Annotated in this window: 10 protein-coding genes and 3 pseudogenes; 1 reads left to right on the top strand and 12 read right to left on the bottom strand. The window is 46.4% G+C overall.

Translation table 11 applies throughout. From position 1 onward, the window contains the following. The 6 genes and pseudogenes from FKG94_RS28080 to FKG94_RS28055 all read right to left on the bottom strand — a co-directional run. Positions 1-604 (bottom strand): annotated as a pseudogene (locus FKG94_RS28080) (hypothetical protein); the annotation flags it as partial. 56 nt (positions 605-660) lie between these two features. Next, positions 661-1848, bottom strand: a pseudogene (gene ltrA, locus FKG94_RS28075) (group II intron reverse transcriptase/maturase); the annotation flags it as partial. Between the two features lie 1119 nt (positions 1849-2967). After that, complete coding sequence (locus FKG94_RS28070; protein ID WP_142930274.1) at positions 2968-3789, bottom strand: DUF4124 domain-containing protein; 822 nt, start codon at positions 3787-3789, stop codon at positions 2968-2970. Positions 3790-3865: 76 nt separating this feature from the next. Beyond that, positions 3866-4198: a hypothetical protein gene (locus FKG94_RS28065; protein ID WP_142930273.1), complete on the bottom strand. Its 333-nt coding sequence runs from the start codon at positions 4196-4198 to the stop codon at positions 3866-3868. 140 nt (positions 4199-4338) lie between these two features. Next, on the bottom strand, positions 4339-4554 hold the full coding sequence (locus FKG94_RS28060) for a hypothetical protein (protein ID WP_142930272.1): 216 nt from the start codon (positions 4552-4554) through the stop codon (positions 4339-4341). Continuing rightward, complete coding sequence (locus FKG94_RS28055; RefSeq protein ID WP_218943670.1) at positions 4547-4969, bottom strand: Tse2 family ADP-ribosyltransferase toxin; 423 nt, start codon at positions 4967-4969, stop codon at positions 4547-4549. The genes FKG94_RS28060 and FKG94_RS28055 overlap by 8 nt, the downstream gene beginning before the upstream one ends. A 290-nt stretch (positions 4970-5259) precedes the next feature. On the opposite strand from FKG94_RS28055, the gene FKG94_RS28050 reads away from it, so the two are divergent. Continuing rightward, complete coding sequence (locus FKG94_RS28050) at positions 5260-6222, top strand: IS110 family RNA-guided transposase (protein WP_142930271.1); 963 nt, start codon at positions 5260-5262, stop codon at positions 6220-6222. 15 nt (positions 6223-6237) lie between these two features. Here the strand turns inward: FKG94_RS28050 and FKG94_RS28045 are convergent, their stop codons facing one another. The 6 genes and pseudogenes from FKG94_RS28045 to FKG94_RS29110 all read right to left on the bottom strand — a co-directional run. Then, a complete protein-coding gene (locus tag FKG94_RS28045) occupies positions 6238-6609 on the bottom strand; it encodes a VOC family protein (protein WP_142930270.1) in 372 nt (123 codons plus the stop codon). 76 nt (positions 6610-6685) lie between these two features. Beyond that, entirely contained in the window at positions 6686-7318 is a 633-nt protein-coding gene (locus tag FKG94_RS28040) for a TrmH family RNA methyltransferase (RefSeq protein ID WP_142930269.1), read from the bottom strand. Between the two features lie 91 nt (positions 7319-7409). Beyond that, positions 7410-8105, bottom strand: coding sequence for an Abi-alpha family protein (locus FKG94_RS28035; RefSeq protein ID WP_142930268.1), 696 nt, complete (start codon positions 8103-8105; stop codon positions 7410-7412). 123 nt (positions 8106-8228) lie between these two features. Next, positions 8229-8804, bottom strand: coding sequence for an SUKH-4 family immunity protein (locus FKG94_RS28030; protein ID WP_142930267.1), 576 nt, complete (start codon positions 8802-8804; stop codon positions 8229-8231). 460 nt (positions 8805-9264) lie between these two features. After that, a complete protein-coding gene (locus FKG94_RS28025) occupies positions 9265-9639 on the bottom strand; it encodes a hypothetical protein (protein WP_142930266.1) in 375 nt (124 codons plus the stop codon). Between the two features lie 452 nt (positions 9640-10091). Then, positions 10092-10323: pseudogene (locus tag FKG94_RS29110) on the bottom strand (L,D-transpeptidase family protein); the annotation flags it as partial.

The raw sequence follows: 10323 nt of genomic DNA, 5'->3' as shown, positions 1-10323 counted from the left end.
TGATGTCGCTCTCCACAACATAACCAAACGGCCCCCACTGGAGGTTGGCCGACAGGCTAGCAACTGCGTCACCAGCTCCCCGTGCCGGTCGATAAGCAAAACTGCACGCCAAAAAGTCTGCTTCGAAGATAGACTTCAGAATATCGGCTACCGCTTGCTGGACGATTTTATCTTCCAGCGCAGGTATGCCGAGCGGTCTTTGCTTACCGTTTGACTTGGGAATGAAAGTACGGCGAATGCCTTTGCAGCGATAGCGCTTGTCTTTCAATCGTTGTTCAAGATTGCGAAGATTCTCGTACAGGTCTGTCCCATAGTCCTGTGCAGTCACCTTATCAATACCCGCACTCGCGTTCTTGTTCAATCGATGCCAGGCCTGCTCTAAATTCAGCAGGTTCAACAGTCGATAGAGGTTTTGAAAACGGTGCTTCGGGTGGGAACGTGCTTTGTTTGCTATATCCATGAGGGAGGTTATCCCGATCGACTCCGGCCCTACATTGTCCGGTGCGGGTTGTCCTGTCATGGATGTGTCATTACCGCAAACTCCTTCGCCCTGTAAACGGCTTTCCCGTTCTCCGACTGTCGGGTCGGAGGAGGCGCCGATCATTGGCTGGCCTCCGTCCGCCGCACAAACTGGACGTGCAGTTTTCCCGCATCCAGCTTTCACAAGGTCGCGACCTTTCGCCGATTCAAAGAAGGTATTAAATGGACCAAGTTCACAAGCCCCAGCACTCCGTAAAGTCTTGATCTCGGCACCGATTTCCAGCCAGTGTTTCGCCATTTCTTATGACGATGTGACCATAAGCGCCTGACAATCCAACGATCGAGCTGGTTGAATAACTTTCTGACATGGGCTTTCCTGTAATAGTTACCCCAGCCTCGTATGACCGGATTGAGTTGTTGGATTAGCACCGCCGTTGAAACGGGCGCTTTCCGACTCGTCCGCTGTCTGATTTGTTCCTTAAAGCGGTCAATGGATTTCTGTCGAGGATAGACATAAAGTGAGCCCTGACGGGCTTTGCTTTTGATCTTGTGCGCAGCTAGCTTAAACGGCCGCTGTCCGCGCTTGACCTTATAGCCTAAAAACTCGAAGCCATTTCTTACATGAACTATTCGAGTCTTTTCCTCATTCAGTACCACACCCAACTTTTCTAGAACTTGCTTCGCAACGTTCAGTACCGCTTGGGCTTCCGCCCGCGTGCGACACGTCACTAGCCAATCATCTGCGAACCTCGTCAATCGATACCCCTTGCGGCGCATTTCTCGATCAAACGGCGTTAACAGGATGTTGCTTATCAACGGGGAAATTACCCCCCCTTGGGGAACTCCTCGGTTTGTCTGGTGTATCTGTTTTCCATCTAGGTAACCAACTTTCATCATTGATTCTATAAGGCTCAATACACGTCCATCAGATACTCGCTGGTTGAGCAGTTGCATGATCTTTTCGTGATCCGCTGATCCAAAGAAATCTTTCAGGTCAGCGTCTACCACCCATTCATGGCCTTGCTCCAGTTCACACCAGATCTTTCGCATCGCATCCTTAGTTGATCTTCCTCGCCGATATCCAAAGTTGGCATCATCAAATGTCGGTTCGAAGATAGGTTCCAGCCGATTCAATATCGCTTGCTGACATACCCTGTCGTAAACATTAGGTATGCCGAGCGGGCGAAACTTTCCTGGCTGTCCACTCTTGGGAATCAATTGACGCTTTACCGGTTGTGGTTGATACGTTTGTGTGCGCAGCTCTTCGTGCAGTTTCTTGAGATTCCCAACTAGGTCGTTCTCGAAATCTGCAACGCTTTGCCCATCAATACCACCCGCTCCTTTATTTCGTCTCACTTTTTCCCAAGCTAACGCTAGGTTTTTTCAACTTGTACACTTTATCCACCAATGAGTGGACCTTCTTTTCTCCTGTCGGATTCAGCCAATGCACTAATCTCCTCGGTCTATTGCCTAGGGATTTTTCACTGAAGGAACTTGTCCTTGCCATAAACCTTACTCATTAGTTTCACAGTATTCGTCCAACAACCTTGCCGACTGACTTCCCCAGCACACTCTGCTGCCGCTGATCGAGGTCGCCTTACTTTCGCAAGGCTTGAAGTACTATTCAGTCGTCCGACTACTCATAGAACATCGCTTGCCATTTCGCGTTCACTTATAGGCTTACTTATTCCAGTGCCAACCGGAAATTCTATGAGTCCTCCTGGGGTCACGCATTAATCTTCCACACCGTGCCATCCGCACACACCTTGGTTCGATAGGTGGATAAGAACGCCTTCGCCTCCATAGTGCAGGCTCGACCTTTCCCCATCTTTGGCCGACCGGTTCATCTGTAGAGTCGCCTCTTCGATTACGGCCCGGTGTTTCTCCTCAAACCCTTCGGATTCCACCTCACGATGGACACCCTGTCCTCCAAGTTCACTTCATAAAACCGTGATCTCGGCCAGCGAGACATTACTCCCGCTTTTGGATATAGCGCCCCTTATCCAAGCACCAGAGGGACTTTAACCCTCCTGATTAATGCGCTGCCCAGCGCACACTATGGCCCGTCTGACTTCCCGATAACCATTTCAGCCTCCTCGCTTTTACACTTGGAATTGCCGATACTCTCATCCATGTAGAGAGCAATCAGGACCTCCCACGTTCACATAACCTCTTTGTTTACATACCAAGCGCTACGACCCCGGAGATGCCAACACAAACTGCTCATTCTTGCTTGTGATGATGTTGTCTTCTAGCGTCGCGATACTATCGACCATCTCGATAATGGATTTTTCGGGGCTTAATCGCTTAGGCTTACGCTTTTGGCCTGCAAACTACCCTATCTACGCTTGATCATTATCGTTACCTTTAATGACCCAAGACTCGGTAATCAATGTGCTGAGTCGGCACTTTTGATGCGGTACTTTCAACTGCAAGAGGTTATGCGCTTCGTGGCGCACCGCGACATATCCTTATTTGTTGTTAGGCTCATAGCCCCCATACAAGCTCAACCATTGAGTAACCCGTTGGATCATATTTTTTAAGTTCAATTCTATCAAAGGGGTAATAATTCCCACCAACAAAATATATTGCAGATAGCTCAGAAAAGTATTCTTTTTCGTTTTTTGACGCATATGCAGGCTTTAGTATTCTACCCTTTACGTCTTCTTGCGCTAGATAAAGGCTATTTTGCCTAGACGACATCCATGCGTCTCTTAGTACAGGATAATTTGTAGGCCAATCCTCATAGTGCCAAGCGTGAGCCAGCTCATGCATTACGCTTTTATTAACCCAAAGGTCAGGAAGCCAGAGAAAATTCTCTACGTTATATATCACGATCGAGTGAGTCCAGCGCCTGTCACCGATCAGTAGCTTAGAGTCTCCACTCTTTGGGAAATACCTTAATCCGCTCTTCTCTCCCCCAAGCTTTGCTTTAGGACCAATCATTATATAAAAATCGGCATCCTTTAGATAACTATGACTAGAGATCGGGATCTTTTTAAAAATCAGATCTAAAGCTTTGTTTAACCTGTTCACCGCTCGATTTAACCTTTGTTTATCTTTAGGGCTTTCAGGGGATTCAATAAAGATTGAATAAGCTCCGCTCCTATCCTCATATTTTCTTTCTGGGTACCGGTAGTTTGCCCGCTTATCTTCTTTTAAATTGAGGTCAACGCTAGAAACCTCAGATCCACATTTTTTGCGGTCATCAGTAAAAACAACCCTTCCATCGACTCTACAGGAAAAGACTTCCGCATGAGCAAAGGTAGAAGCAATCAAAATTAAAGTGATGACTAATGTATTTTTCACTGAAGGTTAACCTTGCAGGGCCTAACGCTTCAATCAGCCGACGCTTTAGCGGTCGGCTGGATTGACTTGTTATATGCTACTCGCGAAGGTGGAAATAATTTGCTTCTGTATCCGCATTGTTATAGCCCCCGCAACCACTAACATTTACCCTAATATCTTTCCCCGCAGCATATGCCGCAAGTAGCATGGAAACTTGCTCTTTCTGGAAACCTGTAAAATCACTTACTCTGTACCAACCACTACCACACGGAGTACCGTTATTGGCGTCTATATGTGGAGCAGAGGTCTTAAACCGGAATGTATTTGCTGCATACGTTTGAAGCTCAGTCACTTTACCCCAACCCGACCAGCTACCTGCTAGTGATACATTCGATAAAATTAGTAAAGCGATAAATAGAATTAATTTCATTTAAATCTCCAATCTATGGATTTCATCGACATATAACGCCAACATCAGAGGCGTTTTGTGGAGTGGAGCAATTGTGCAACAGTGAGCGTAGCGAGCGCACAATTGAACCACGGAGCAAAACGTCCTTCTGCATGTTTTTGTTAGCTTTCAGCTTTTAACTCTAAACCGTATGAATTTAAAGCTGCATACTGAATTGCTTTTTTGGTATTTTCTAAATCTTGCAACTTTTCATCATAAAGCAACTCTTCATCTTCGTTAGGGGCACTCGCAGACATATTTTCGAGATACTTTTCATAATGATTGAGCGCCTCCCAAATGATATTAAACTCATTTACTAAAATAGTACTATCAGGCATTTTGCAACTCCGCTTGTGTGAGCATTTGTACTCTAGTTCTATCCATCCCCAACTCTTCAAGCAATCCTAGGTATTTCTTGAGCGGCATGTTCTTCTCGGGTGCGATCATGTAATGACCCTCATGACCAGGACGAAGATCTTTGACTAATTTTAAACCATCTGGGATTGTTGCGCCCTTTTTGATTTTCCAAATTTTCTTTTTCGGACGTTTCATGATCGGAGTTAAATAGTTGAACGCCGAAAAACCATTTCCATTGGCCACAACAACATCTACACCGTTAACTTTCTGTATCACAACATCTGACTTAGCACGTTCTTCTGTGAAGGCTGGCCAAGTGGAATTTCCCATGCGATACAAATTTGTTGCAAATTCGTTCACATCATAGATATACAAATCATCTAAATTTACCATCATATTTCTCCTTTTCTATGTTATGAAAGCTAACGCTTAAAGCAGAGGAAAACAAAGCGTAGCTTTGGTTTTCCGACTGCCTTTACTTGTATGGTTCAATTCCCCTGTTTTCTGTTAAGTTGAGGCCCGTAACTTGTTGCAGCAAGTTACCGGTGTGATAGCTCGTTGCCTAGTAGGCGCAGGTGAAACCTAGCCCGTTAACAAGCGTGTGGCATCACACCGACCCTATTGTAAAACTCGAACAGTCGAATAGGCCTCGAGCCCGAATGTAGCAAGGATGAGGATCAATCGCAATGAGCATTAACGCTACAAAGTGGGTCAACATCGGTGTGGATGTTAGTAAGCACACATTGGATATTTATTGTCACGAGCGGGATCGCTATTGGCAGATTGACAATACGCCTACCGCGATCAAGTGCTGGCTTGGAAAGGTGTCTCGCTTCAAGCTTGAACGTATCGTCATGGAGGCCACTGGTCGTCACGAACGACTACTTTTCGAGCTGGCCATTGAGCGAGGATTGCCAGCCGTTATTGTTAACCCAGTCAATGTGCGTCGTTACGCTGGCGCAGCAGGCAAACTGGTTAAAACGGATAAGGTTGATGCCATGCTCATTGCTGAATTTGCTGCCATTATGAAACCGGCATTACGGCCACCAGAGTCGAAAATACAGAGATATATCAAAGACTTACTGGTTAGGCGCCGCCAACTGATGGAAATGCGCACCATGGAACTCAATCGCATCAAGATCATGCCGGATCGGTTTCGGGCTGAGTATCAACGTCACCTCAAGTTTTTAGAGAAGGAGGTTGAGCGAATTGATGTAAAGCTCGATAAAGCGGTGGCCTCCGAAGTGCGATGGCAAGAGCGGCGCGAGCGGCTTGAGTCGGTGCCGGGTGTCGGCAAGCAGCTTGCCGTAACATTGCTTGCCGAGCTACCGGAACTCGGCGAGCTTAACCCAAAGCAGATTGCAGCCCTTGTGGGCGTTGCACCCTTTAACCATGACAGTGGGCTCGCACGCGGTAAGCGGCGGATCAAAGGCGGCAGAGCGACGATCCGAACCGTACTGTATATGGCCACCATGTCGTCAACCATTCACAACCCAATGATTCGATCGTTCTATAAAGGGTTGGTTGCTCGAGGAAAGCATAAAAAGGTGGGACTAACGGCCTGTATGAGAAAGATGATTGTTATTCTTAATGCGATGATGAGAGATGGGACTAACTGGGGAGAAAGTGATATCAAGCTTGCCGCTTGACATCACAGTCGCTTGTTAGACCTCGGGTTCATGACAAACCACTTCAATGTTGTGCCCATCCGGACCAATGACGAAAGCAGCATAATAGTTTGAGTGGTACTGCGGGCGAAGACCAGGTGCACCATTGTCCTTAGCTCCCGCCTCAATAGCCGCCTTGTAGAAGTTTTCGACTTGCCCACGATTAACGGCCTTGAAGGCTAAGTGTAAATGCGTCGCCGCCTCCTCGACTCTACGGATGCACAGTGACGCATTGCTGTCAGAACAACAAAATTCAACTCCAAGCGGACCCTCCGAAACTATAGCTACACCGAGCGGTTCGAGCGCCTTGAGGAAAAAAGCCTTGCTCGCTGCATAATCGCTGACTCCAAATACGACGTGATCGAACATAATTCTCCTAAACTTCGTCTATCTCGGTGATGCCTAACGCCTCAGTAACCGGCAGCGATGTGACGAAGCCACGCTTTTAGCTGTCCGGCGCCGCGGGCACGAAGTTGATTGATTTGTTAGGCCCTCGATTGGCACGCTTGTACTTGAGCTGATAAGCGCGCCTTTGTTTCGTTATTTCATAAAGCACAATGCCGCTCGTGGTACCAAGATTAAGGCTTTCAATCATTCCGAACATTGGTATGGAAACGCAAAATTGACTTCGTTCGACTGCGAGATCACTAATACCTCGCGATTCATTTCCGAACCAAACCGCTAGCCTAGTGAATTTCGTATAGTCTGTTTCATGCAGAATACAATTTTCTTTACCTTTAACGTGGGGCGAAGTGACCACAGAAATAAACCTGTTTTTTTCTAAATGCCCCAAACACTCTTCAGTGCTGTCAAAACGTTTGACAAAACTCCATTTAATAGCAGAAACTGATGTTTTACTCAGCGACTTCCGTTCTCTCATTTCTTGCCAATCATCTGGCAGTGCTTTTCGACTATCGACGATGTAAGTCTTTTCAACGCCAAGAGCATTTACATTGCGGATAATCGTACCAATGTTTTTTATATCATTCGGTTCTTCGATGACAGCAATCAAATTCTTGCATCGATGATCCTTAATTTCGTCGGCACGCTGCCTGATTGTACTTTTTTGTTTTTCCATTGTTGCCTATTACTCTACACGGCCTAACGCCTTGCGAAGGGACGAAGTGCGCAGCACTTTGTCCCGCTTACGCAATTTTTTAGGTTTTTCTCTACGAAGAACATGCCAAAACAAACTCTTTGCCAATTAGAGTGGGGTTAATTTGAGTGAATATCTCTCCACCACCCCACGTTAATGATAACTTTAAGCAACTGATACGAGCAAGATTAGCCAGCCCCATTTTTACTTCATGACTTGGTTCTTCATAAGGTGTTTCTGGTTTTTCTTCTGCCGCAAGTGCATATTCAGGGAGATGCTGTGTCACAACACCCGCATGCCTTGTTTCTTCGAATGGTAAAGCGTAAACCGCCTTCAAAATCCGCGCCTCAAGAGAAGATATTTGCGAAAGAATTTCAATAAATGATCGCTCGATATTTATGCCTGTGGATATGTTTGAACCATTTACTAAAAGATAAGCCCATAGATCCTGGAGATCATCATCTTCTTCTAATGTCGCATATTCTAGTAATGGCACTGCATTTTTAAGAGGAATCGGGTTATCAGGATTTGGCAGCCCTTTGTTTTTTAAAAATTCTTCTGCACGTCTTATAAGTCTTTGCTGTCTCTCCCACCGAATATACTTCAATTTGTCTTCTATAATACCTACGCCTTGCTCCAAAGGACCCGATATAAATCTCGATACGAACCCTCCCATTTCTCGGCCTGCGTCAATGGCTTTTGAAGCGGTCTTAGCTACTTCTTGAGTTGCTTTTGCGGTTTCCTTAATAGATTCCAGTTCTTCACTCATCAGTATGCCTTGAAATCTAAAGCCAAGTTAACCGGCAGACAATGCGAAGCGTGCTTTTGTCTGTCCGACGGAGGCCGCTTGCCGCCGGAGTGAAGTTGAACGTTTTGTTATACACTTCGTGTCTCATAGCATATCCACTTCTGTTTCCCAATAACCTCCTGATCTCCACGCCTTTTTATCAGCGAACTTCATTCGTGTGAAAAGCTCACCCTTATACCGAGCCGGAATCTCTTCCTCTAGCTCGGTCTCACTTAGTTCATTGTGAGCTTTAGACACCATATCCCGCACTAACAACAAGAATTCGGCCAAATGAAATAGGCTGCTATTTAGAATAGTAACAGTTTGAAACCAATTGTCGTGGTCAAGATGCACTATCTCGAAGTTACTATCAGTATCTATTGCCAGAGGGTTACCACTACCGTCCGACCCGATTATAAAATACCTAGATAAGCGTTCTTTTTCGCTTTCTGAATAGTCATCGGGGCTACCCCAAACCTCAGATATTTCCGTTAGCCCATGCCGTTCTATAACGTCAAAAGACAGAAATGGGGCTGCCGCATCGGGCAACCCAGCCTCCAACAAGAACTTTTGCAACTCTGCGGGCAAACTAGTAAGTCGAGGGCAGTCAGCTTTCGCTACCACAAGCTCAAACTCTTCCTCTGCCTCCCACTGTGCTTTAAAGTCCTTTGCGCTAATCATTCATCGTGACCTTCGTGTATGACGTCGGTAGCAGGGGCAGCTATGGAGCCGCGAAGCGGCGGACTAGCTGCCCGTTGGCGGCCTTGGTTATGGCTGCGACGGTTGCTGTCGCTACAACGTGCGATGCGCAGCGCCAGCGAAGCCACAGCCTGATAAATGTGAAAGCAAGAATACCACACATGCTAGCACCGCAAACCTGCTAGTTGCGCGCCCCGTAAACTGTTGGGTGTTGTCGATACCACAGTTTTTATCGAAGGCACCGGGCCGGAACTGATGGAATGGAAGTAAGCATATTCCTTGATGCCGGACGGCCAGTTACTGGCAGTGATCTTCAGTCTGCAACTTTGCCCATTTAAAAGCTTGAGTAGAGCGCTATAACGCCTTGCTAAGGGGCGGCGCTGTGCGCCGTCCCGCGGAGGGCCAAAGGCCCGGAGTGTACTTGAGCAACTTGTTAAGTGTTTTACTCTATTGCCCATTGCTCGTGATCCTCTACTGGGTTTGGCAAACGACCTGTAAGCCACTCAGCGCACGTGCCTGGCTTGAACTCCGGGTCGTGGCACTCTATTACCCACGACAAGTACTCATCAGGGCCACCATTCATATATGGGGGTGGGGACACAGGCTGAAATGTTGTTGGAAGCCGCTCATCGAGAGACATGTAGTTAAGAACATGCCCAAACTCTTGAACAGTATGCCATGCAAATTCATGGTTGATGTCGATAGTAAACTTTACCCACCAACAACCATCATCACCCGAACCCTTTCCGATAGTACCGGTAATCGCTGGCACTTTTTCCAGAAACTCTATGATTTTTGTAAATGCTCGATCATCCATACAGACACTTAACGCTTGTACTTGGGGCATTTTGGTGTTTGCTGTTTTTCAAGCAAACACCAAAATGTCCGCAACATACATTGGTTATAGTAGCGACGTTTGCTTTAGCGACGAAGTGTGTTTGCGTAGCGAGAGCGAAGCCACCACTCGGTTAATGTGACCGCAAGAATACCACACCTACCGCCACCTTTCATTTTGCTTAGTGGCACACCATGCCGGTAGTGATGATGTGGCCGTTACTACTGACTTTAACGAGGGCATCAGGAACGAAACTACTAACATAAAATTTATTACGTTGTTTGATGCCGAATTCTCGATAAGTAGCAATACTTTTTACTTACCACTGACCATGAAAAACTCATGGCCGAGCACCATAACGCTTTTAGCAACGGCAAATAATGGAGCCGAAGGCGGAGTTATTTGTCCGATTGCCTAAATTTGTTAGCACTGAATTACGCACCAAATGTATATTTTCCACCGGACACCTCAACATTAGGAGGCCTTTTATGTTTGTTGAAGTAATCATACCCTTCCTTGAGATTAACCCAAAATGGATACCATTGATTTGAACGGTATTTGGATAAATTTTCAAGCTCTAGTTTAAACGGGAACAAGTGGACCCTGAAGAACGGTTGCCCCGACTTAAGCGCAGCCACTCCAAGAGCGTAAATTTCATTAATATAA

This window comes from Exilibacterium tricleocarpae (assembly GCF_007004655.1).
Taxonomy (GTDB): Bacteria; Pseudomonadota; Gammaproteobacteria; order Pseudomonadales; family Cellvibrionaceae; genus Exilibacterium; species Exilibacterium tricleocarpae.
The sequence above is the reverse complement of the archived record's forward strand: the minus strand, read 5'-3'. Positions and strand labels throughout refer to the sequence as shown.